At 28.6% G+C, this 22650-nt stretch carries 22 protein-coding genes and 2 tRNA genes; 15 read left to right on the top strand and 9 right to left on the bottom strand.

The features are described from left to right. Nucleotide 1 precedes the first annotated feature (1 nt). From CRU95_RS08235 to CRU95_RS08210, 6 genes are all read left to right on the top strand, one after another. The gene (locus tag CRU95_RS08235; protein ID WP_129100666.1) at nucleotides 2–1039 is read left to right on the top strand and encodes an aspartate-semialdehyde dehydrogenase; all 1038 of its coding nucleotides are present in this window, start codon (nucleotides 2–4) and stop codon (nucleotides 1037–1039) included. Continuing rightward, the gene (locus CRU95_RS08230) at nucleotides 1039–1551 is read left to right on the top strand and encodes a YqhA family protein (RefSeq protein WP_258238661.1); all 513 of its coding nucleotides are present in this window, start codon (nucleotides 1039–1041) and stop codon (nucleotides 1549–1551) included. The genes CRU95_RS08235 and CRU95_RS08230 overlap by 1 nt, the downstream gene beginning before the upstream one ends. 22 nt (nucleotides 1552–1573) lie before the next feature. Further along, nucleotides 1574–2605, top strand: a complete 1032-nt coding sequence (gene hemE / locus CRU95_RS08225; protein ID WP_129100665.1) for a uroporphyrinogen decarboxylase — start codon at nucleotides 1574–1576, stop codon at nucleotides 2603–2605. Then, nucleotides 2605–3513, top strand: coding sequence for a radical SAM protein (locus CRU95_RS08220; RefSeq protein ID WP_129100664.1), 909 nt, complete (start codon nucleotides 2605–2607; stop codon nucleotides 3511–3513). The genes hemE and CRU95_RS08220 overlap by 1 nt, the downstream gene beginning before the upstream one ends. Nucleotides 3514–3585: 72 nt before the next feature. Further along, nucleotides 3586–3660, top strand: a tRNA-Asn gene (locus CRU95_RS08215). A 34-nt stretch (nucleotides 3661–3694) separates the two neighbouring features. After that, nucleotides 3695–3769, top strand: a tRNA-Asn gene (locus tag CRU95_RS08210). Between the two features lie 173 nt (nucleotides 3770–3942). Here the strand turns inward: CRU95_RS08210 and CRU95_RS08205 are convergent. Continuing rightward, nucleotides 3943–5124: a hypothetical protein gene (locus tag CRU95_RS08205; RefSeq protein ID WP_129100663.1), complete on the bottom strand. Its 1182-nt coding sequence runs from the start codon at nucleotides 5122–5124 to the stop codon at nucleotides 3943–3945. A 182-nt stretch (nucleotides 5125–5306) separates the two neighbouring features. On the opposite strand from CRU95_RS08205, the gene CRU95_RS08200 reads away from it, so the two are divergent. Continuing rightward, nucleotides 5307–5558, top strand: coding sequence for a type II toxin-antitoxin system Phd/YefM family antitoxin (locus tag CRU95_RS08200; protein ID WP_129100662.1), 252 nt, complete (start codon nucleotides 5307–5309; stop codon nucleotides 5556–5558). Then, the gene (locus tag CRU95_RS08195; protein WP_129100661.1) at nucleotides 5548–5832 is read left to right on the top strand and encodes a type II toxin-antitoxin system RelE/ParE family toxin; all 285 of its coding nucleotides are present in this window, start codon (nucleotides 5548–5550) and stop codon (nucleotides 5830–5832) included. Before CRU95_RS08200 ends, CRU95_RS08195 begins: the two co-directional genes overlap by 11 nt. A gap of 23 nt (nucleotides 5833–5855) precedes the next feature. Here the strand turns inward: CRU95_RS08195 and CRU95_RS08190 are convergent, their stop codons facing one another. From CRU95_RS08190 to CRU95_RS08175, 4 genes are all read right to left on the bottom strand, one after another. Beyond that, nucleotides 5856–6260 carry a restriction endonuclease gene (locus CRU95_RS08190; protein ID WP_164969751.1) on the bottom strand — a complete coding sequence of 135 codons (405 nt, stop codon included), beginning with the start codon at nucleotides 6258–6260 and terminating at the stop codon, nucleotides 5856–5858. 196 nt (nucleotides 6261–6456) lie between these two features. Beyond that, a complete protein-coding gene (locus tag CRU95_RS08185; protein ID WP_129100659.1) occupies nucleotides 6457–7323 on the bottom strand; it encodes a DMT family transporter in 867 nt (288 codons plus the stop codon). 40 nt (nucleotides 7324–7363) lie between these two features. Further along, nucleotides 7364–7762, bottom strand: a complete 399-nt coding sequence (locus CRU95_RS08180) for a rhodanese-like domain-containing protein (protein ID WP_129100658.1) — start codon at nucleotides 7760–7762, stop codon at nucleotides 7364–7366. A 97-nt stretch (nucleotides 7763–7859) separates the two neighbouring features. Continuing rightward, a complete protein-coding gene (locus CRU95_RS08175; protein ID WP_129100657.1) occupies nucleotides 7860–9548 on the bottom strand; it encodes a protein adenylyltransferase SelO family protein in 1689 nt (562 codons plus the stop codon). A 186-nt stretch (nucleotides 9549–9734) separates the two neighbouring features. Between CRU95_RS08175 and CRU95_RS08170 the strand changes: the two genes are divergently transcribed. Next, nucleotides 9735–10133, top strand: coding sequence for a hypothetical protein (locus CRU95_RS08170; RefSeq protein WP_129100656.1), 399 nt, complete (start codon nucleotides 9735–9737; stop codon nucleotides 10131–10133). A 98-nt stretch (nucleotides 10134–10231) separates the two neighbouring features. Continuing rightward, entirely contained in the window at nucleotides 10232–10693 is a 462-nt protein-coding gene (locus tag CRU95_RS08165) for a hypothetical protein (RefSeq protein WP_129100655.1), read from the top strand. Here the strand turns inward: CRU95_RS08165 and CRU95_RS08160 are convergent. Further along, the gene (locus tag CRU95_RS08160) at nucleotides 10690–11019 is read right to left on the bottom strand and encodes a hypothetical protein (protein WP_129100654.1); all 330 of its coding nucleotides are present in this window, start codon (nucleotides 11017–11019) and stop codon (nucleotides 10690–10692) included. The two genes, CRU95_RS08165 and CRU95_RS08160, sit on opposite strands and share 4 nt — an antisense overlap. A gap of 193 nt (nucleotides 11020–11212) precedes the next feature. Here CRU95_RS08160 and CRU95_RS08155 point away from each other — a divergent pair, with 193 nt between their 5' ends. Genes CRU95_RS08155 through CRU95_RS08145 form a run of 3 tightly spaced genes read left to right on the top strand, consistent with a single transcriptional unit; the run spans nucleotide 11213 to nucleotide 14975 of the window. Further along, complete coding sequence (locus CRU95_RS08155; RefSeq protein ID WP_129100653.1) at nucleotides 11213–11815, top strand: arylesterase; 603 nt, start codon at nucleotides 11213–11215, stop codon at nucleotides 11813–11815. Beyond that, nucleotides 11815–12477, top strand: a complete 663-nt coding sequence (locus CRU95_RS08150) for an ABC transporter ATP-binding protein (protein WP_129100652.1) — start codon at nucleotides 11815–11817, stop codon at nucleotides 12475–12477. The genes CRU95_RS08155 and CRU95_RS08150 overlap by 1 nt, the downstream gene beginning before the upstream one ends. Then, on the top strand, nucleotides 12471–14975 hold the full coding sequence (locus tag CRU95_RS08145) for an ABC transporter permease (RefSeq protein ID WP_129100651.1): 2505 nt from the start codon (nucleotides 12471–12473) through the stop codon (nucleotides 14973–14975). Before CRU95_RS08150 ends, CRU95_RS08145 begins: the two co-directional genes overlap by 7 nt. Nucleotides 14976–14989: 14 nt before the next feature. Here CRU95_RS08145 and CRU95_RS08140 read toward each other — a convergent pair whose 3' ends face one another. Further along, nucleotides 14990–15394: a DUF350 domain-containing protein gene (locus CRU95_RS08140; RefSeq protein WP_129100650.1), complete on the bottom strand. Its 405-nt coding sequence runs from the start codon at nucleotides 15392–15394 to the stop codon at nucleotides 14990–14992. Nucleotides 15395–15628: 234 nt separating this feature from the next. Here CRU95_RS08140 and CRU95_RS08135 point away from each other — a divergent pair, with 234 nt between their 5' ends. Then, nucleotides 15629–16303, top strand: a complete 675-nt coding sequence (locus tag CRU95_RS08135; RefSeq protein WP_129100649.1) for a response regulator transcription factor — start codon at nucleotides 15629–15631, stop codon at nucleotides 16301–16303. Then, nucleotides 16293–17675, top strand: a complete 1383-nt coding sequence (locus tag CRU95_RS08130) for an ATP-binding protein (RefSeq protein WP_129100648.1) — start codon at nucleotides 16293–16295, stop codon at nucleotides 17673–17675. Before CRU95_RS08135 ends, CRU95_RS08130 begins: the two co-directional genes overlap by 11 nt. A gap of 265 nt (nucleotides 17676–17940) precedes the next feature. On the opposite strand, the gene CRU95_RS08125 is transcribed toward CRU95_RS08130, so the two are convergent. Then, nucleotides 17941–20202, bottom strand: coding sequence for a glutamine--tRNA ligase/YqeY domain fusion protein (locus CRU95_RS08125; RefSeq protein ID WP_129100647.1), 2262 nt, complete (start codon nucleotides 20200–20202; stop codon nucleotides 17941–17943). Nucleotides 20203–20344: 142 nt separating this feature from the next. Next, entirely contained in the window at nucleotides 20345–22642 is a 2298-nt protein-coding gene (locus tag CRU95_RS08120) for an RND family transporter (RefSeq protein ID WP_129100646.1), read from the bottom strand. Between the last annotated feature and the right edge of the window lie 8 nt (nucleotides 22643–22650).

The raw sequence follows: 22650 nt of genomic DNA, 5'->3' as shown, positions 1-22650 counted from the left end.
AATGAGAAGATTTAATGTAGCAGTAGTTGGTGCTACTGGTGCAGTTGGTGAAGAACTGTTTAGAGTTATGGAAGCATATGACTTCCCTGTTAATAAAATCGTTCCCTTAGCAAGTGCAAGAAGTTTAGGTAGTACTATTGAATATAAAAATAAAGAAATAAATGTTTTAGAGTTAACTGAAACTTGTTTTGAAGAAAATGAAGTAGATATTGCATTTTTTAGTGCAGGAGGTTCTATTTCTGAAAAATTTGCAAAATATGCAGTTGAAGCTGGTGCTGTAGTTATTGATAACACAAGTCACTTTAGAATGGATGAAAATGTACCTTTAGTAGTACCAGAAGTAAATCCACAAGATATAGCTTTATGGAAAGAGACTGGAATTATTGCAAATCCAAATTGTTCTACTATTCAAATGGTATTGTCTTTAAAACCACTTGATGAACTTTATGGAATAAAAAGAGTTGATGTATCTACTTATCAAGCTGTTTCAGGAGCTGGTAAAAAAGGTATGGAAGAACTTATAAAACAAATGCAAGATATGTTAACTTTCAAATTAGATGATACAAAAATTGAAGCTTTTGCACATAGAATTGTAAATAATGTTATTCCTCAAATAGATGTAGCTCAAGCTAATGGTTTCACTAAAGAAGAGATGAAAATGGTAAAAGAGACTCAAAAAATCATGCACAAACAAATGCAAATAGCTGCTACTTGTGTAAGAGTTCCTGTTTTAAGAAGTCACTCAGAGTCTATTACTGTTACATTTGAAGATGGTGTAGATGTTGATGTAAATGAAGTAAGAGAAACTTTAGCAAAATTTGAAAATGTAGAAGTAATAGATGATCTTGAAAACAATGCATATCCTATGCCAATTGTTTCAACAGATACTGATACTACATTTGTAGGAAGAATTAGAAAAGATATCTATTCTCCTAATGTTGTTCATTATTTTAATGTAGCTGACCAAGTAAGAGTAGGGGCTGCGACAAACTCAGTTAGAATCGCTCTTAAATGGATAGAAATGGAAAACGAAATTTAATGATAGAAAAGCTTTTTGAAGCTTGCATGTGGAAGACAAGATTTCTTGTCCTCTCTGCAGTTATCTTTGGACTAATCGGTGCATTAGTTCTTTTTATAATCGCTAGCATGGATATATATGCTATGGCAGAATATGCTTTTAAAACTATAATTACTCACTCTCATCCTCAAGATTTTCATGAAGATATTGTAGGTGGTATTATAGGAGCAGTTGATTTATATCTTATCGCTGTTGTTATGTTAATATTTTCATTTGGAGTATATGAACTTTTTATCTCTCCAATTGATCATTCAGAAGATGCAAAAGAAGATTCAAAGATCCTGTCAATCACAACATTAGATCAACTAAAAGATAAAATAGCAAAAGTTATTGTTATGGTTTTAGTTGTTAACTTCTTCCAAAGAGTTTTACATACTCAATACAATGGCGCACTAGAAATGTTATATTTCGCCCTTGCTGTTACTGCACTAGCAGTTGGACTTTTCTTTTTAGGAAAAGTTGGAAAACACTAAGAATACTAAAGGAAAATTATAAATGTCAAAAATATTTGTTGATGCATGTTTTAGAAAACCAACACCTTATACACCAGTATGGATGATGAGACAAGCGGGAAGATACCTACCTGAGTATATGAAAGTAAGAGCACAAGCTGGAAACTTTTTAAACCTATGTCACAATCCAGAATTAGCAGCAGAAGTTACTATTCAACCACTTGATATAGTGGGAGTTGATGCAGCTATTTTATTTAGTGATATTTTAGTTATTCCAAATGAAATGGGTATGCACCTTGAATTTATAAAAGGTGAAGGTCCAATCTTCAAAGACCCAATTAAAACAGAAGCTGAGGTTGATGCTTTACTTGGTGGAAGTGAAGCTGCTGATAAACTAACTTATGTATATGAAACTATCAAGTTATTAAAGCAAAAACTACCAGAAGATAAAGCTCTTATTGGATTTACTGGTGCTCCTTGGACATTAGCAACTTATATGATAGAAGGACAAGGAACTAAGACATACAATATCTGTAAAAAGATGATGTACTCAAATCCAGAGCTTCTACATAAGATTTTAAGAAAAGTAACTGAAGTAGTAAAACTATATATGGAAAACCAAATCAAAGCAGGAGCTGATGTTGTTCAAATCTTTGATTCATGGGCAGCAGCAATCGAGCCAGCTAAATATGATGAATTTTCTTGGAAATATATGGTAGAGATAGCTGAATATTTAAAAGAAAAATATCCACATATTCCTATTATCATGTTTCCAAAAGGTGTTCCTGCATTTTTAGATAAAGTGTATGGAAACTTTGATGTATTTGGTGTAGATTGGGCTACTCCAATGGTACTAGCAAAAGAAAAATTAGGTGATAAGTATGTTTTACAAGGTAATATGGAACCTTGTAGATTATATTCAAAAGAAGCAACTACAAAATGTGTTGAAGCAATTCAAGATATTATGCAAGGTGACGGGCATATTTTTAACTTAGGGCATGGTATTTTACCTGATGTTCCTGTTGAAAATGCTATTCACTTTGTAAAAGAGTGCCAAAGAGTTAGTAAAAAATAGTGTCTAATATAATCTTTGGTCCTATTCCTTCACGGAGATTTGGTATCTCTTTGGGAGTAGATTTATCCCCTGATACAAAACAGTGTAACTTTGACTGCTTATACTGTGAATTAAAGCCTGCAAAAACAGTTGATAAGATGGATTCATACCCAAGTGTAGATGAAGTCTTAGAGGCTATTAAAGACTCTTATAAAAAGCATCCAAAAATTGATGTTATAACAATCACTGCAAATGGTGAGCCAACACTTTATCCTAAACTTGATGAACTAATTACAAAAATAAATGAAATAAAAAACGATACTAAGACATTGATACTATCAAATGGTGGTACCATATACGATAAAAAAATTTTTGATGCTTTATTGAAATTTGATACAGTGAAATTATCACTTGATTGTGTAAGTCAAAAGTGTTTTAAAAAACTAGATAGAATCCATAATAATATCGATATAGAAAAAATAATCGAATCAATGATAGAGTTTAGAAAGAAAACAAACAAAAGCTTTGTATTAGAGATACTTTTTGTAAAAAATCTAAATGACAAAGACGAAGAGATAGAACTGATATATGAAGCTGTTAAAAAGATAAATCCACATAGGGTTGATATTGGCACTATTGATAGACCACCAGCTTATGAAGTCAAACCAGTAAGCTTTGAGACACTAGAAAGTATAGCAAAAAGATTTGAAAATATAAATGTAAATATCGCATATAAAAATAGACCAAAACAGATAAACTCATATAGTAGTGAAGAGATATTATCTATGCTAGAAAGACGTCCTTTAACCTTGGAAGATATCAATAATATGTTTGATGAAAATAGTAAAAAAGAGCTAGAAAAGCTAATTGAAATGTCAAAAATTTCACTAGTAGATAGCGCAGGCTTAAATTTCTATAAAATTTGCTAATTTTACCCAAATTTCCTTGACAATAAAAACAAATTTTACTATACTTCCACTCCATTTAAAGAGAAGAAAGATTCCGGCATAGCTCAGCGGTAGAGTAGATGACTGTTAATCATTTGGTCCCTGGTTCGAACCCAGGTGCCGGAGCCATCAAACTTCTTTTTAAATACCTTTTTATACAAGTTCCGGCATAGCTCAGCGGTAGAGTAGATGACTGTTAATCATTTGGTCCCTGGTTCGAACCCAGGTGCCGGAGCCACTTCATTTTGCGTTCAGCAAAAAAATCAATTTATTAAACAATATTTTAAAATATTTCAGCGTTAAATCAATTTTTTAATATACTCATTACCAGACGGTAATTCCTATACTAAAAAATTAATTTGCCTCGAACTCTTTCAACATCTTATTCACTAAATTGATTTGTAAAGAAAATTAATATTTTTTCCAACTAGGCTTTCCATTATCAATAATATTAAAAATTGCATCATATATGTAAGGAATAACTTCTGCTACTTTATCAAATTCTTTATCTGTAATTGTACCATTGTGTACAGCTGTAGAACAAGACTTATATGCATTTTGAAATAGATAAAATATGTTATCTTCTTCTTTTATTTTTTTTAAATAAGATGAAGCTCTTTTTCTAATTTTCAGACCTTTATTTCCCTCTGAATTATTTAAAAAAATCGATTCCATTGAAACTCGCACAGAAATTGCCCTATCAACATTACTATTCAGAGAAGCAAACTCTGAGATCTTTCTTATTGCAATATCTAGATTATGTTGTATCTTATTATCAAGGTTTTCAAATTTTTTTAATAATTCATTAGCTTTATTAAGTTCAATTTCAAGTATTTCAGGTGAAATTTTAGGTTGTAGATAATGTACTAATTGATAATTTGGATTTTCTATAAAAAAATCTTTTTCATCATTAATAATTGTTTTTGCAATAAGTGGTATATAATTCCATTCAAAGGATCTACTTAAAATAAGGCACAAATAAACATTATCTATTTTTTTATCAATAATTGAATAGTCTTTATATTTGAAAGTATTGAGCAAAGGCTCTTTAAGTGAAATAATTGCACTTTTGTTTTCTTTAAATTCGTACGTGAGGTACATTTCAATATTAGGTGCAAAATTACCAGAATTATAAATTGAGTAATGTCTTTTATTTATAAAATTTCTTAAATCTAAGAGTTTAACTCCATTGTCAAATTCAAAATTAATACTTTCAGTTGAAGAAAATTTATGTAAATTACCTAATAAGTAAACTCTATATAAGTAAATTTCTTTTTTTTCTATAAAAGTTTTAAAGTTCTTTATTGTAGTTTTTATAGAAAACCTTTTGGCATCTATAACTAAAACTATTGCTAAATCTTTTAAATTAATTAAACTAGAACTATTTCCTATATTTTCATAATATTCATTTGTTTTTAAATCTAAAATATTTTTTAGAATATTGATAATTAAATTGAATTCTTTACTTCTTATCCATTCATATCTTTCTAATTTTTCATGAAAATTATTGTGTTCAAAATAGGTACTTTCAATTTCAAAATAGTCTATTATGTCAATAAGTACTAGTTCTAAATCTTCAAAACAATTATTCATAACATCTCCATTAAATATAATTTATTTTATCATAATAGAATATATTAGTTAATAATAAAGATAGTATCAAATACACACTTTAACGGTTAAATGATTTTTCCTTATCTTAAAATAATTATTTGACATAAATTAAATTAAATGCTAAAATAAGTACTAAAAAAGGTATTTAAAAGGATATTAAAATGAACTCTATTTTGGCAAATTATTCTGCGAGTATTAGTGAGCTTAAAAAATCTCCATCATCTATAATTGAAGATGCGGGTAGTGAAGCTGTGGCTATTTTAAATCATAATAAAGCAAGTGCTTATTTAGTACCTGCTCAAACCTATGAAAAACTTATGGAAATAGTTGATGACTATTTACTTTCAAAAGAGATTGATAAAAGGCTACATGATAGCTCAAATCTTCTAGAAGTAAATATTGATGAGTTATAGTCTTAAGTTCCATGAAAAGGCTTTTAAAGAGTATAATAAGCTAGATTTATCCATAAAAGAACAATTTAAAAAGAAAATTAAAGAACGCCTCGAAAATCCGAAAGTTTTAAAAGATAAGTTAAGTGGTTATGATAATATTTATAAAATCAAACTTAGAAGTTCTGGGTTTAGGCTTGCTTATGAAGTTAAGGATGAAGATGTTGTAGTTATTGTTTTGGCTGTAGGAAAAAGAGAAGATAATAAAATTTATGATATGCTAAAAAAGAGATTTTAAACTTACATCTGAAGAGTCGTTTTTTAAATAATCACATACTTACAATTGTAACTATCATCTTTTAGTATGTTCCTTGCAGACTTATCTAATGCATCCTCATAGTGTATTACATATCTAAATTTCACATTTTTTTCTTCTAGATTATTTGTTTTGACATATTCCAATGCATTTTTATGAAATGCTTTTATATCTTCGGCTTTGATTGATTTTGATTTTGAGTTGTTATTGCATTTTATTAGGTATGTTTGTTCATCTTTAGTGCAAATTATATCTATACCTTGTTCTTTTTTATCATCTTTTGTTTCATCATAGATTATTTTATATCCTAGTTTTTCATATTTTTCTATTGTACGTAATTCTAATGTTAAACCTTTTTTTTCATACTCTTCATTTATATTTATCTTGTATTTTTTACCTTTATTATCCATGAATTTTTTAAAAACAAAAATAAAAATCACTATAGGTATTAAGTGCCACACTTGGGATAAGGAACTAATTATCATTTCACTAGACATTATATTTTCTCATTTTATTCCTTATTATCAAAGTTTTGCAACAGTATATCTAATTATTATAAATAGTATTGAGCAAAGGAATGAAGAGAAAATATGCTTAAAATGAGTTTCATTTTCTTTTTTTAATTATACTTGGCAGTGCATTTATAAATATGGCAAATATCACTAATGCACCACCTATAATTGTCATTTTGGGTGGAATTTCACTAAGAAAAAGCCATAACCAGATTGGTGCCATTGTTGTTTCTATGGTAGTGAAAAGACTTACTTCTGCAGATGTTATATATTTTGTTGAGATAAAAATAAAATACATGGCTAATGGGATCTGAATAAAACCCATAATGCTTAACCAAAATAGTGACTCTAAAGAGATATCTAAAAGCTTATCACTAAAAGCAAACATAACAGTTGCAACAAGAAAACCACTAAGGGAGATGACGAGCATTGTAGGAAAGTGTCCATACTTTCTAAATAAAGTAAGCTCCATACCCATAGTTATAGCCAAAGCTACACCAAGCAGGTCTCCTATATAGTTTCCTGTAAATGTAAAGGAGTTTCCAAAGACAATAAATACACCTACAAAAGAGACTACTATTGCAATAACTGTTTGCTTTTTGATTTTCTCTTTTAGTAATAGATAACTAAATATAGCTGCAAAGAAAGAGGATGTTGCTAAAAGTACGACGGTATTTGCAGCAGCTGTATATTTTACCGAAAAGACAAAAAGACAAGTTCCCAAAGCAGAGAGTATGACCAATAAAGAAAAACTCATAAACTCTATTTTATTGACAGGAATCCAAGATTTACTACTACTTCGTCGCCAAAGAATTAGCATACTTATTCCCATGAAAAGACCTCTATAAAAGGAAATAACAGATGCATCTACATTAGCAAGTCTCACTAAAAGCGCATCAAAACTTACGATAAATACTCCTAATGCAGCAAGAACCATCCCTTGGACTTTTATATCTTTCAAAAAGCAAATCTCCTCAAATTATATGTAATTTATTAGTATTTTAATTTTTTTCTATTTTTCTATTTTCTTTTATCCATGATTTAATACCATGCTCTAAATGAAAGACATTTTTATATCCCATTTGTTTAGATAAAAATTCACCAACTAAACTTGTTCTATTTCCAGACCTACATATTAGAACAAAAGCTTGATTTTTATCTTTTACATATTTTGAAAATTGATTAAGCCAACTTTGAACATCATACTTTCCCTTTTCATCAAAGAACATGATTTTTTTACTTGCTGGTACAATTCCTAGTTCTTCCCATTCAGGAGGAGTCCTTATATCAATAAGTATAATATTTTTGTCAATTTTATTTTGAAGCATTTTAGGACTAAGTCCTTTAAAATCTCCAAATGCAAAAATAGCTAAAAATACCAATGCTAGAAATATTCTCATATCTATAACCTTTTCTTAATTACCAAATAATAGCTTTAAATAGTTTAATCTATATTTTCTATATTCACAAGTTCTTTGTTTACATTGTACACTTAATCTATGAAGAACAACTAACATGTGATACCCCAGCTATTCCAAATAAGTCTAGAGGTTTTTTTGAATAATATTTTTTTTCTATTTCATTCGTTTGTTCAGTGTATGGATTTGTCATTATCTCTTGTAACTCTTGTATTAGATCATAATTTCCATTTTCTGCATTTTGGTATGATAAAACTAGATGCCATTCTCTTAAAGTATATTTTGGATTAGTAAGTTTCATTTGCTTTGAAAGCTTTTCTATAGACTCTTTTGAGCTTATATCTAGATGTGATTTCCATTTTTCTAACCAATTGTTCCATCTTGATTTAATATCTTCATTTTCAAAAGTATTATTATAAAAACTTTTTGTAAGTGGCTTAACATCATCAGGTATATTTGAAAGTTCCCTAAAAAATATAGTGTAGTCAATTTTAGTTTCTATCATAAGATCAATAAGTTCAGTAAATAATTCCAAGTCAAATTTACTTATTCCTAGTTTTTTAGCCCACATAGTATCTATTTTTTCTTGCATAGCTAAAGGAAAACTGTTTTCAATCTTTTCAAGCTCTTGCAAAGAATCAGGGTGTGAATTAAGTAATGGTTTTAAAGCACTACAAAATGATTGAAAATTTTTATAGGCTGCTTGGGGTTGATTGAAAAATGAAAAGTGCAATCCTCCACCTGTCCAAGATTGATATTTAGGCTCAAACATATCAATAAACCCAAATGGTCCATAATCAAGTGTAAAGCCTCCTGCAGCACAGTTGTCACTATTGAAGTTACCTTGACAGTATCCTACTCTTATCCAGTTAGCTACTAGAGCTGTAAGGCGGTTTTGGAACTGTTTTATTAATAAAATAATTTTTTCTTCTAAATTTAAATCTTCATTGATTACATCGCTGTATTCTCTTTCAATTAGGTGCAAGACTATTTTCTCTAACTCTTCATATGCTTTTTCGTGTTCATTTTTTCTAGCTCGTCTTCCAAAAAGTTCAAGTTGCCCCACACGAATAAATGAAGGTGCTACCCGAGTAGTTATTGCAACATCTTCTTCAATCATAACTTCAGGGTCTTTTGAGTAAGAATTACCTCTAAACCAAGGTCTGCTTACTTGCTCTTTTTTAGAGGTAAATAGAGTTAATGATCTTGATGTTGGAATACCTAAGGCATACATATGTTCTTGAGCTAAAAACTCACGGACACTTGATCTTAAAACTGCCCGACCATCAGCACCTCTACAGTATGGTGTTCTTCCTGCACCTTTTAATTGAAATTCCCATCGTTTGCCATTTATAACAGCTTCAAGAACTGAAATAGCTCTACCATCACCATATCCATTCCCCGTTTGAAAAGGGCATTGTGCATAATATTCTGTATCATAAATAGATAGGGCATATCCAGTTGCCCAGCCTATATTTTTCATAGGTTTAGGTACATTAGACATATCACCTGAAAACATTTTGATAAAGCCTTCTGATTTTATTAGATTTTGTGTAAAGCCCAATTCATTAAAAAAATTAGTACTGTGAGAAATATAGATAGGCTCTTTTAAAGCAGTGGGCTTTACTGGTACATAGTGTCCACTAAAAACTTCTCTTGGTGTTTTATTATCTGCATTGAATTTGGCATCAGGATCACAATTAAGATTCTCTAAAAAAGAGTAATCACTCAATTTGGTAAGTTCATCAAATGTATCTATTTTTTTCATATTTATATTTATCCATTAATTTTTATTTATTAATAGTTTTAACATAAGTAATTGAAATACATGGCAATAATAAGATTTAAAAAATTTTATTAAGTCAAAAGTAAATTTGAGCATGATTTTTATCCTCTTTTATAAAAAACATATGTTAAAATCAACATTAAACAATATATATTTGAAGGTGATTTTGTGTCTATTTTTGCTTTACAATCTTTAGCTGGTGGATTTCTAGATGAAGATTTAGAACATTTTAATAAAAGATTTGATGACTGGTGTATTCATTTTGAGAGTTATGAAGACGCTATGATTATATTAAAAACTCTTGAAAATACAGAAGCCATTGATATTGTTGAAATAACACCATTAAGTTATCCTCAATATTATTTTACTAATCTTCAAGGCACTATTTATGCTACACGACAGGTTGAAGATAAAATCATTTGTGTTGTAGAGCCATTTATAGGCTCAAGTTTTAAAATTGCAGTATGTGATCTCAAAACTAAAAAAGTAAGACTATCAAAGACTTCTTATAAAAACATTCCAAATGTTGAAAGTGCTTTTGCTAATTTTGGTGATAATTTAAATTAGTATTAGTCAAGTTTTAGCTCTATTTCTTTTGGATACTTACTTTACTGTAAGTTGCAATTAATTATTATGACGAAGTTATTATTTTATAGGAAAATTATATGCAATCAAATAAATTAAAAGATTTTATAAAAGAGAACTCATCTTTGATATATGAGTTTATTAATAAAGAAGTACTAAAAGGGGTAGGGCGAATTCATCCAGATTATTTTGTGAAGATTGTAAATGATATGATTGTTAAGCAATCTGATACAAAAATAAGTGAAGTGAACCTAAATCCAAATATATTTCCATATTTTATATTTACACAAGTAGAGGGAAAAGGAAAGCTTGATTATACTTCTTTGCGAGTTGAGACAATAAAGTTTGATGAAATAGACAAAGAGTCTTCTGTTTATTATAACTATGCACGATTTTCTCTAAAAGATGACTCTTTATATATAGATTTAATGCAAAGTAAAATAGGCGGTATGCCAATTGATAAAGATATAGTTAAATTTACAAAAAAAATACCTATAAAAAGTTCTGCCCTAGAAGAGTTTATTAGTAAAAATAAAGATTAATCTATAGTTTCTATATTCACAAGTTCAATATCTGCACAATCTTTTTTTGTAAGTTTTCTTGTTTTTGCATCTTCTTCTGCAAGTGATATTAAATCTGCAAAGTCATTTTTATTTACTTCAAACTGATATAACTCTTTTTGTGTTTCTATCTTGATCTTTGTATCACTCTCTTTTGTAATAATATCAACATTTCTAATTCCTTTTGCAAATTCACTTTTTATCATCTTTGATATCTTTTCATTTGAAAATAGTTTTTCTAAGGTGAGTTCTAAGTTGAAGTCATTTTTGCAAAGTATTTTATAAGTTACTATCATTTTGCCATCCATTTTTTTGTCCTTTTGTCTCTTTTCTTATGTTATTGTATCTGTAAAAAATGATTATATTTAAAAATATTACAACTTGTAAGGTTTTATTTATAGATTTTTTATTGTTATTAATCTAAGTCTTAAAATTATGTTAATTTTTATTATACCTTCTTGCTTTTAATAAAAAAGTTTTTGATTTTAGATAGTATTGCTTATGAAAAAAATTATTTTAATCTTATTTTTAATTACTCTTCAAATTGTCAATGCAAAATCTGACACGATTCTTTTTTTGGGAGATTCTTTAACAGAAGGGCTTGGTGTCAATAAAGAAGATGCTTTTCCTAGTCTTGTTGAGAATATGATTCACACTAAACTCAAAAAAGATATTACAGTTATAAATGGTGGAGTTAGTGGCTCTACTACAAGTGATGGGCTCTCTCGTCTTAAATGGTATATGAAAAAAAAGCCATATCTTATATTAGTAGCTCTTGGTGCAAATGATGGTCTTCGAGGTTTGGATCTCAAACAAAGTCAGAAAAATCTTGAAGAAATAATCAACTATGCCCAAGAATCAAATGCAAAAGTTTTATTAGCAGGCATGCTTATGCCTCCTAATTATGGCCCTGAATATACAAAGCGTTTTGAAAAAATGTATCAACAAATAAAAGATAAATACAAGTTAAGAAGTATGCCTTTTTTATTAGATGGGATTGCTGGAAAAAAAGAGTTTAATCAAAGAGATGGCATTCATCCAAATGTTGAGGGTCATAAATATATTGCAAAAAAAGTTTTTGAATTTATAAAGGAAGACCTCTAATGCTAGAACTAAAATCATTAAAAAAATCATACCTTCAAGGCTCACAAAATATTGAGATATTTGAGAATCTAAACTTTCACTTAGAAGAGAAAGAAAGAGTAGCTATCATGGGAAAATCAGGAAGTGGTAAATCAACACTACTTTCTCTTATCTCAGGGATTATCAAACCAAATTCTGGTGATATTTCTTTAAACTCTACTTCTTATAAAGATTTACAAGAGAGTGAATTAAATGATTTTAGAGCTACAAATATAGGGTTTATTTTCCAAAACTTTCATTTAGTCTCTTATTTAAATGCCCTTGAAAATGTGATGCTTCCTGCAAAAGTTTGTAATATTGCAAAGCCAAAAGAAAAAGCAATAGAACTCTTAAAAAGTGTAGGGCTTTCTCATAGACTAGATCATCTTCCTTCACAACTAAGTGGTGGTGAAAAACAGCGGGTTGCTATTGCAAGGGCACTTATTCATAATCCCAAGATAATCTTAGCAGATGAACCAAGTGGAAATTTAGATGATGAGACTGGCAATGCAGTTATGGATATACTTTTTGAACTAATAAAAAAAAACAACATGACTTTGATTTTAGTGACTCACTCAAAAGATGTTGCTGCTCGTTGTGAAAAGACTTATGAGCTAGTTTCTGGAAGTTTAACTCAATGTTAGTATTAGAACTTGTTTTTAAGGCTTTGGCTCGTTCAAAGTCTTTTAGCTTGATATTTATATTAAACTTTTGTTTAGCTATTGCCTCACTTTCATATTTACAGTTTTTTAAAGGAAGTATAGAACACTCGCTAGATACAAAAGCAAAGGTTTTATTAGGTTCTGACCTTGTTGTATCTTCAAGGTTTCCTATAAGTGACCAAGAAAAACAAGACATCAAAAACAAACTTCCTGCCATAAAAGATTTTAATGAAGGTATTTCAACTGTTAGTATGATTGCTTCTAAAAAAAGAGCTAGGCTAATGGAAGTAGTCAAGGTAAATGAAGGTTATCCTTATTATGGGGGATTGGTTTTTAAAGACAAATCTACTTATCCACAAGAAGAAGCCCAACCAAAATCAAATGAAGTTTGGGTTTATCAAGAAGTTTTAGATTTACTTAGTTTAAAACAAGGTGATAGTTTAAAAATCGGTCAAGAAAGTTTTATTATAAAAAAAGTCATTGAAGAAGACTCCTTAAAAACAGTAAGTTTTAGTGGGTTTATGCCTAAGATTTATATAAGTGAAGAGGGACTAGAAAAAACCAAACTCTTACAGTTTGGCTCTACTGCTAGATACAAATTAAACTATGTTTTTAAAGAAAATTTAGACAATGACAAATTAGAAAAAATCGAAAATCAGTTAGAAAAAAGTGTTGATCAAAACTTGAGAGTTCTTTCTCCCAATGATGGAAAAGATAGATTGCTTCGTGTTTTGACCTTCGTTACAGATTTTTTGTCTTTGGTTTCACTTGTTTCTTTCTTTTTGGGTTTAGTTGGACTTATTTATCTATATTCTGGTTTTTTAAGAAAGCATCAAAAAGACATTACTATTTTAAGCGACTTGGGACTTAGTAAAAAAAGTTTAGGTATTACATATATTTTGCACCTCTTTGTATTGATTACAATATCTACTGTTATTGTTTTTTCACTTATGAGTCTGTCTGCACAGTTTATAGGTCCTATTATCAAAAAACTTGTGGATTTCAATTTTGATTTTTCATTGGACTATTACTTTTTCTTAAAATCATCACTTGTATTAATACTTTTGAGTTTAAGTATAGGATTACCATTGATTTTGCCTTTCCTTCAAAGAACAAAGCAATCATTTTCTAAGATAATTATTAGTTTTACTCCTTTTATTACAGTTTTATTAATAATATCTCATTTTGTAACGCCTGCTAAAAATGTAGGTATTCTTTTTGCTTTAGCAATGTTAATACTTATCATCTTATTTTTTGCAATTGGCTCTTTATTTTTAAGAAAATTTGATTTTTCAGGGCATTTGGAAAATCTATCTTTATCCTTGGCTTTAAAAAATATTGTTAGACAAAAAAAGACATCTTTGACTTTGTTTACAGCGATACTTTTATGTACGACCTTTTTTAGTCTTATTCCTCAGATTGGCTCATCTTTATCAAGTGCTTTGATGCAAAGTGCTGATGAAAGACCAAGGTTTTTTGTAATTGATGCAAAAGAGGAGCAAATAAAAGATATAAAAACCCAAGTTGAGAACATGGGAACACAATTAGAAAATATTTCACCCATGATTCGAGGGAGAATAATAAAAGTAAATGATGTAGATTTTACAAATCATTCTAAAAACAGTGGAAGTGAAGAACTAAAAAAAGAGAAAAATGAACTTAAAAATAGGGCAGTAAATCTTTCATATAGAAGTGGGCTCAAAAAAAGTGAACAAATTGTTGAAGGGCGAGACTTTAGTGGAGTATACAACTCAAAAGATTTTTCTAAACCAATAGAGGTAAGTGTTGAAAAAAGATATGCAAATAGAAGAGCAATAAAATTAGGTGACCATCTTGTTTTTGATATCTTAGGTCTTGAATTAAAAGCAGTTGTTGTGAATATAAGAACCGTAAAGTGGACTGAATTTGTACCAAACTTCTTTTTGATTTTGCAAGATGGTGCTTTAGATGATGCTCCTAAAACTATACTAGCAACTATTTCTTCAGGGAATTATGATGCAACTGCTATGCTGATAAAGCTAACTGAACTTTTCCCGAGTTTGACTGTTATTGATGTAAAAAGTTTATTTGAGACTTTTTCAAACCTTGTAAAAAATGTCACAGAAATAACTGATAAGATGAGTCTTTATTCCATAATTATTGGGCTTCTTATGAGTTTTATTATTATTCAGTATCAAATGAATTTACAAAAAAACAATATATTAAGACTAAAAATGATTGGAGTAAAAAATAAAACCATCAGAAACTCTTTTTTAATAGAATTTGGGTTAATCTCATTTTGCGCAAGTTCTTTGGGAATCGTTTTAGGAAGTATTGGTTCATATATTATAAGTAACATACTTTTTGAGTCTTATTGGGATTTTAGACCAGATGTTTTATTGTTGTACTTTTTCTTTATACCAATTTTGACCATCTTTATTGTTAGCTTTTTTACTTCAAGAATGATTCACCAAAAAGAGAATATTCTTTTTGGTGAGTAGTTAATCAATGAGTTTTAGTAACTCATTGATCCTGCATTTAAAAGTCCAATTGAGATTGATAAAAATGCCATTAAAATCCCCACAGATATGATTCCATCAGAAATCTTTGTTTTAAAAGAGTATTTTCCCCCAAGTCTTGTTACAATAAATGCAAAAATTAATTGTATAAATATTGCAACTGTTCCCCAAATAGCAAAATCTATATACGATATAGAGTTAACTAAGGCACTATATAAAGGAATAGAAACCCCAATAATAGCTCCCCCAAAACCAAGTGCTGCTGCTAGATTATTGTCCTCAAAAATTAGCTTATAATCATCATATGGCGTAACAACTGCATACAAATAAAGAAAAATAATCACTAAAATAATAGCTGTAAGAAAGAAGCCAAGAAAGCCTATAAATAATCCTATTTCCATTTTAAATCCTTTTTTGAAATCTTATCTAAAAGTAGCTATATGCTTTATTATGGTATTTGTAATAACATTTATTTTAAAATTGTTAAGAAATTGTCAAGAACTATACACTTTGTAACTTTGCAAATTGATAATATAATAACTACTTGACTAAAATGAATTAACTACAGGAGGATTATTTAGATTTTTTTGTTAAAATATATTGCAAATAAGATATGATAATTGAAAAGGTGAGATATGAAAAAAGTATTACTAGTTGAAGATGACTTAGTTTTACAAAACTTGATAAATGAGTATTTGGAAGAATATAATTATTTATGCAGTGCCTTTTCAAATCCAATAGATGCCTTGGAGTCATTTAAAAAAAAACCAGATGATTTTACTATCGCTATACTTGATTTAGGTCTTCCTCTTATGGATGGTTTTGATTTGTTTAAAAAATTAAAAGAGATAAAAAATATTCCTATTCTTATATCAACAGCAAGGGATGATATAGGTAACAAAATCTATGGATTTGAACTTGGGACAGATGATTATCTTTCAAAACCATATGAGCCTAGGGAACTGATTCTTAGAGTTGAAGCCATCTTAAAAAGATACAATAAAGTAGATTTTCTTAAAATACATGACTTAAGTATTGATTTAAATAGCTCAAGCGTTTTTTTAAGTGATGTTGAAATAGAGTTTACTAAAGTTGAAAAAGAGATTTTTTTATTATTTGTAAATAATCTAAATAAAATCATATCAAGAGAAGATATAGCAAAAGAAACTTCACTTAATGATGATACAAAAAATAGAACAATAGATACTCATATTAGTAATATTAGATTTAAGATTGATGATAATTCAAAAGAACCTAAATACATAAAATCTATTTGGGGTATTGGGTATAAGTTTTTTTATGACAATTAGAAAACGATTATTTATATCATTTTGCTTAATCTTATTGATTGTTGCTTTTATTATTGGAGTGTTTTTTTATACAATTTATAATCTAAATAGCATCAATTCTCAACAAAAACATAGGTATGATCAATTAATAAGAATGGAAAAATTAAAAGAGTTTAGTAACTCTTATTCATGGATAGTACTTGATATTATAACTGACTTTGACAAAATACAAATAGTAAAGGATCGAATCAATAAAGCAAATGAACTCTTTGAAAATTTGAGTACTCAAAAAACTAAAATCATAAATAATTCTGAATCAAAAGAAGAAGAAAGAAGTTTAGTTTTGATTTTTTCATATTTTGAGACTATGCAAAAATCAATAAGTGAAGAATTATATACTTTAGTGCTTAATAAAAATACTGATTTTATTGCCTTTAATAAAAAGTTTGAACAAGTAAATATGCATAGTCAAAAACTACTTGAAGAAGAGATAAAATATTTACAAGAAGAATTAACTCAAACTCAAAATAAAAGAGATGACTTTTTAGATACTATAAAACTTGAATTAGTTATTTTATTTATTGTCTTATTTTTACTTAGTTCTATAATTTCTTCAAAGATTATAAATGAGATAAAAGATAAGCTTGATAAATTAAATCAAGGTGTTTTACATTTATTTAAAAATGATGAAAAAATTATAAAAGTAGACATTGGACGCAATAATGAGCTTAGTGTGATAACCGAAAATTTAAACTCATATTTAGAAAAACAAGCAAATATTATATATTCAAGAGAAGAGCTTTTACGAAATATTAGTCATGAATTAAAAACCCCAATTACGAAGGGAAAGTTCATGCTTCGAAAAATCAAAAATAAAGAAGATAATCAAATACTAAAAGATATAAATACAATCTTTTATGATATTGAAAAGCTTACAAGTAAACTCTTACAAAGGGAAAAACTAAACTTTGCAGTTTTAAAAAGAAGTAAATTTAAAGTGAGTTCTTTAATACTAGAATCTTTATCTAAACTCTCTATTGAAAATGAGTCAAATGTAACAGTAAATATTAAAAATGATTTTAATATTGAAGCAGATTTTTATTATCTAACTATTGCCCTTAAAAACTTGATTAGCAATGCTATGAAATATGCTAAAGAGTTTCCAATAATAATAGAAAGTTGTGATGATGGAATTTATGTAAAAAATATCGCAAATGAACTTTCAAATGATTTAATATATTACATCCAACCTTTCACAAGAGAGCCAAACCAAGAAGAAGGTCATGGCTTGGGCCTAAATATTGTAAATAAAATATTAGAGCTTCATGGATTTGATTTAAAATATACCCATAAAGACTCATATAATATATTTAAAATAATATTAAAAAATTAGATTTTAGCTAGCTAATGCACTAGATAAAAATCCTAATCCTAAAAATACTACAACATTTACTATTATTAAGTTTCTTAAGAATTCCATGATAGTTCCTTTTTAATAATTTTCTTATAATTTAATTTTAGTATATTTCTGCAAAGTTAAAAAGGGTATAGTTCTTGACATGTTCTTAACAATTTTTGAGTGTGAGAGTTTATGGTAAAAGAAGTAACTTAATAGTTACTTCTACTTAGCTTTATATAAAAATGATGAGATATTTATATTATTTCAACTTCTGTGCCACAAGTTCATTTACAACTTGTGGATTTGCTTTCCCACCAGTATTTTTAATAACTTGTCCTACAAAGAAGCCTAATAGTTTTGTATTACCAGCTTTATATTTTTCAACATTGTCTGGATTTTTCGCAATTATTTCATCGATAATTGGTAAGATTACTGATGGGTCACTTATTTGTACTAGTCCTTTTGCTTCAACTATTTTTGCTGGATTCTCTCCTGATTTACACATCTCTTCAAATACTTGTTTTGCAATTTTACTTGAAATAGTTTCTTCATTTACCATTTTAATAAGTTGTGCTATTTGGACTGCTGTAAACTTTAACTCATTTGCTTGTTTTTCTTTTAACTCTTTAGCTACTTCATTTGCTACAATATTTGCTATTGCAACAGGGTTATTCAGCTCTGATAATGCCTCTTCATAAAATGATGAAAGCTTTTCATCTCTTGCTAAGATATTTGCAACTTCACTATTTAGTTTAAGTTCAGTCGTATATTTATCAAATAGTGCTTTTTCTTTTTCATTTAAAGCTTGGGCTTCACCATGTACTACTTCTTTTTTTACTTCTTGTTTAGGTGCAGGTTTTGGTGTACTTTCAGTTGTTTTTACTTTTTTTGCCCAAGAATCTTTTAGTCCAACTATTTTATTAAATACTGGTTTTTCATCAGTATAATCAATAGGATCAGCGTAAAAATAACCTTGTCTTTCGAACTGAAATCTCTCATCTGCTTTTTCAGTGATAACAGCAGGTTCCACAAGTGCATTTTTGATGATTGATAAAGAGTTTGGATTTAAGTCTTCTAATCCTTCTGGTGCTTCATTTTTATATAATCTATCATAAAGTCTTACTTCGATTTGTTTTGCCTCTTTTGCATCAACCCATTGTATTGCACTTTTTACTTTGATACCACTTGTATCTTGTCCACTTTTAGAATCAGCATTATACTCTGCTTTTATTTCTATGATATCTCCATTTGCATCTTTTAGGACTTCTTTACAAGTGATGATATAAGCATGTCTTAATCTTACTGGTTGTTCTAGGGTAAGACGATTGTAGTCTTTTTGTGGATTTTCAGAAAAGTCTTCTCTTTCGATATAAAGTTCTTTTGAAAAAGGTATTTTTCTTGAACCCTCTTTTGGTACATCATGTGGATAGTATGAAGCCTCAATGCTTTCACTTCCTTCATAATTTTCAATGGTAACTTTTATTGGGTCAAGTACACACATCACTCTTGGTACTTTTTGGTTCAAATCATCTCTAATACAAAATTCAAGTTGCGATACATCAACCATTGAGTTTGCTTTGGCAATACCTATTTGGTCACAAAAGTTTAAAATAGACTCAGGTGTATATCCTCTTCTTTTGTATCCAGCAATTGTAGGCATACGAGGGTCATCCCAACCACTTACATATTTACCTTCAACTAGTTCTAGTAGTTTTCTTTTACTCATAACTGTATAGTTGATACCAAGTCTTGCAAACTCATGTTGGTAAGGTCTTGGAGGTGTTAAGTTAAGATTATCAAGTACCCAATCATAAAGTTCACGGTTGTTTTCAAATTCAAGGGTACAAATAGAGTGAGTAACACCTTCTGTATAATCCGACAGACAATGAGCAAAATCATACATAGGATAAACATACCATTCATCTCCTGCTCTATAATGGTGAGCATGTCTGATTCTGTATAAAAGTGGATCTCTCATTTTCATATTTGCTGCACTCATATCAATCTTAGCTCTTAAGATATGTTCTCCATCTTTGAACTCACCCTTTTTCATTCTTTCAAAAAGGTCTAAGTTTTCTTCAATAGAACGCTGTGCATATTTACTTCTTTTACCAGCTTGTGTGACAGTTCCACGATATTCTCTTATCTCTTCTTCATTTAAGCTATCAACATAAGCTTTACCCATTTTAATAAGTTCAACTGCATAATCATAAAGTTTAGAAAAATAATCAGAAGTATAGTACTCTGTTTCTCCCCATTCAAAACCAAGCCATTTTACAGCATCTTTTAGAGCCTCAACATATTTTGTATCTTCTTTTGTAGGGTCTGTATCATCCATTCTAAGGTTACAGTGACCACCAAAGTCTCGTGCAATCCCAAAATTTATACAAATAGATTTAGCATGTCCTATATGTGGAAAGCCATTTGGCTCAGGGGGAAATCTGGTAACTACTTCTTTGTATTTGCCTGACTTTAAGTCTTCTTCAACTTTGACTCGTAAAAAATCTTTGTGCTCACTCATTATTAATAAACCTTTTAAATAAACTTCGTTTTGATTATAAAACTAATTAAGAGCTGTATTTTATCAAATTAGTGCTTATATCATCGTAGAATTAGAGTTTACTTATATAGGTGCTTATTAATAAATAAAATATTTATAAATTTTATTTTATTTTACTCATATAACTTAAGCTTGCTGGAAGTAGGAGTAAATCCAAAATCATTGCACAAAATAATGCAATACTACTTACAAATCCAAAATTTGAATAAATAGTGAAATCGCTTAATAAAAATATTCCCAATGCAGTAACTAATATAACCGTAGTAATCACTATAGCACTTCCGCTCAAAAGTAAGGCTTTTTCTATGGCATCACGGGTTGTATATCCTTTTGATATGGCATCTTTATATTTTGAGAGAAAATGAACAGTGTCATCAATAGCAATTCCTATAATGATTACAAAAACTATAGCCATACCTAAATCCATATTTATGCCTATCCATCCAGTTATACCCATTGCTATGAGAAGTGGAGCTATATTTGGAACGGCGGAGATTAACATATAGAATTTTGATTTAAATGTAAACCAAAAAATCAAGGTTACGAATAAAAGTGCAAGTAATACGGATTTAATCATAGTATTTGTAAGCTCAATTTTCATATGTGCTGTAACTAAAGTCAATCCTTCTAGGGTTGCAGAATATTTACTGTTTTGTTTCCACCAGTCTTCAGTCCATCTATACATTTTGAGTTTTTCTTGTTCACTTGCAAGGTTGTTCATAGAGGTTAGTCTTAAGTATCTGTTTTTTGTATCCATCATATCATTTATTCCCATTCCTTGTGGAAGAGATAATGAATATAAAAGTAAATATTGGGAAATTAGTTCTTTAGAATCAGGTATTTTATAAAATTCTTTTTTATTTCCATTCATAAGTTGATTGTATTTTTTTACTACATCAGTTATAGAATTTATATGTCTTACTTTTGAAAAGTGATTTTTGAATTCAATTTTGAATTTTTCGACATCTTTCATAAAGTCAGGTTTATTTATACCTGAAGCTTTTTTACTATCTATTATAATTTCCATAGAGATAGTTCCACCTATATTTTTTTCCACAAAATCAGTACTTTTTCTTATATCTGTTGTTTTAGAAAATTGTTTTAGAAAATCTGTATCAATAGTAGTGTCTTTTAGTCCTATAAAACAAATACTAATAACTATAAGACACGATATTATGATAGCTTTATCATTTTTTACTACAAAATTAGTATATGATTTTATTCGTTCATGTGTTTTATAAACTTTTTGTTTTTGTTCTTTTATCTTAGGGTTTAGTATGCTTAACATGGCAGGTAAAAATAAAATACTTAATATAAATGCAATAATAGCTCCTGAAGCTACAACTATACCGAAGGCTTGAAGTGGAATTATTTTACTTACTCCTAGTGACAAAAATCCTACAAAAGTTGTAAGAGAGGTGATTAAGGCAGGAGTAAAGTTTTTATTTATAGAAAAGACTATACTTTCTTCATTGTTTAAACCTTCTTTTCTTTTATGTATCCAAACCCAAAAAATATGTATGGAGTCAGCTATTCCTATAGCTATAACAAAAATAGGAAACATAGAAGTTAGTGTATTTAGTTTATATCCTAAACCAAAAGAGAATCCAGCAATAAAAAGAATAGTTAAAATAACTATAGTTAGGGGTAAAACTACAGCCCAAATATTTCTAAAAATCAATGCAAGTAGAACGACAATACAAATAAATAAAAGTGGCATAAACATTATAAAATTTGATTTAATGGCATTGATAAAAGCATCTGTAAAAGCCGGTACACCTACTATATGGTATTCAACACCTTTGATTTTATTTTCTTCAATAAGTTTTTTTGAAGCATTATATAAAGTTATATAATCATTTGCTTTTATATTTTCTTTGTAAACTATTCTTGCGATTATGATTGCAGATTTTCCATCAGCTGAGATTAATAAGTTTTTTGTTTGTGGATCGCTTATTGCTATTTCTTTTTTTTCTTCTAAATCTTTTTTTGTTAGAGAATAAATATTATCAATGAAGTCTTCAACAATTATCTCATCTTCATCTTCTTTACTTACATGAGAGTATTGATAGTTTGTAATAGAATCAACTCTTGCTATAAGTTTTGTCTGCCATAAACTCTCTGTAATAGTTTTTATGTTTTTTAATATATCTTTTTTAAAGATACTATTTTTATCACTTAATACTATCATAATTCTATCATCTGAACCAAAAGTTTCTTTAAAGTGTGTAAAGTTTTTCATAACTTTTGAATCTTTATCAAACCATATTTTCCAATCTGTTTCAACTCCTGCTTTATGTATATTTAACGCAAAAATAATTATTATAAGAATAGGAATCAAAATAGCTATTGACCATCTATATTTTATAATATTATGTGCAAGTTTTTCTTTTTTATTCATTTTTATTT

This window comes from Arcobacter sp. F2176, from assembly GCF_004116465.1.
GTDB lineage: Bacteria > Campylobacterota > Campylobacteria > Campylobacterales > Arcobacteraceae > Arcobacter > Arcobacter siniprincipis.
The sequence above is the reverse complement of the archived record's forward strand: the minus strand, read 5'-3'. Positions and strand labels throughout refer to the sequence as shown.

Coding starts and splice junctions, on each gene's coding strand:
- CRU95_RS08235 (WP_129100666.1), top strand. CDS start 2: ATGAGAAGATTTAATGTAGCAGTAGTTGGTGCTACTGGTGCAGTTGGT.
- CRU95_RS08230 (WP_258238661.1), top strand. CDS start 1,039: ATGATAGAAAAGCTTTTTGAAGCTTGCATGTGGAAGACAAGATTTCTT.
- hemE (WP_129100665.1), top strand. CDS start 1,574: ATGTCAAAAATATTTGTTGATGCATGTTTTAGAAAACCAACACCTTAT.
- CRU95_RS08205 (WP_129100663.1), bottom strand. CDS start 5,124: ATGAATAATTGTTTTGAAGATTTAGAACTAGTACTTATTGACATAATA.
- CRU95_RS08200 (WP_129100662.1), top strand. CDS start 5,307: ATGAACTCTATTTTGGCAAATTATTCTGCGAGTATTAGTGAGCTTAAA.
- CRU95_RS08195 (WP_129100661.1), top strand. CDS start 5,548: ATGAGTTATAGTCTTAAGTTCCATGAAAAGGCTTTTAAAGAGTATAAT.
- CRU95_RS08190 (WP_164969751.1), bottom strand. CDS start 6,260: ATGGATAATAAAGGTAAAAAATACAAGATAAATATAAATGAAGAGTAT.
- CRU95_RS08180 (WP_129100658.1), bottom strand. CDS start 7,762: ATGAGAATATTTCTAGCATTGGTATTTTTAGCTATTTTTGCATTTGGA.
- CRU95_RS08175 (WP_129100657.1), bottom strand. CDS start 9,548: ATGAAAAAAATAGATACATTTGATGAACTTACCAAATTGAGTGATTAC.
- CRU95_RS08165 (WP_129100655.1), top strand. CDS start 10,232: ATGCAATCAAATAAATTAAAAGATTTTATAAAAGAGAACTCATCTTTG.
- CRU95_RS08160 (WP_129100654.1), bottom strand. CDS start 11,019: ATGGATGGCAAAATGATAGTAACTTATAAAATACTTTGCAAAAATGAC.
- CRU95_RS08155 (WP_129100653.1), top strand. CDS start 11,213: ATGAAAAAAATTATTTTAATCTTATTTTTAATTACTCTTCAAATTGTC.
- CRU95_RS08150 (WP_129100652.1), top strand. CDS start 11,815: ATGCTAGAACTAAAATCATTAAAAAAATCATACCTTCAAGGCTCACAA.
- CRU95_RS08145 (WP_129100651.1), top strand. CDS start 12,471: ATGTTAGTATTAGAACTTGTTTTTAAGGCTTTGGCTCGTTCAAAGTCT.
- CRU95_RS08140 (WP_129100650.1), bottom strand. CDS start 15,394: ATGGAAATAGGATTATTTATAGGCTTTCTTGGCTTCTTTCTTACAGCT.
- CRU95_RS08135 (WP_129100649.1), top strand. CDS start 15,629: ATGAAAAAAGTATTACTAGTTGAAGATGACTTAGTTTTACAAAACTTG.
- CRU95_RS08130 (WP_129100648.1), top strand. CDS start 16,293: ATGACAATTAGAAAACGATTATTTATATCATTTTGCTTAATCTTATTG.
- CRU95_RS08125 (WP_129100647.1), bottom strand. CDS start 20,202: ATGAGTGAGCACAAAGATTTTTTACGAGTCAAAGTTGAAGAAGACTTA.
- CRU95_RS08120 (WP_129100646.1), bottom strand. CDS start 22,642: ATGAATAAAAAAGAAAAACTTGCACATAATATTATAAAATATAGATGG.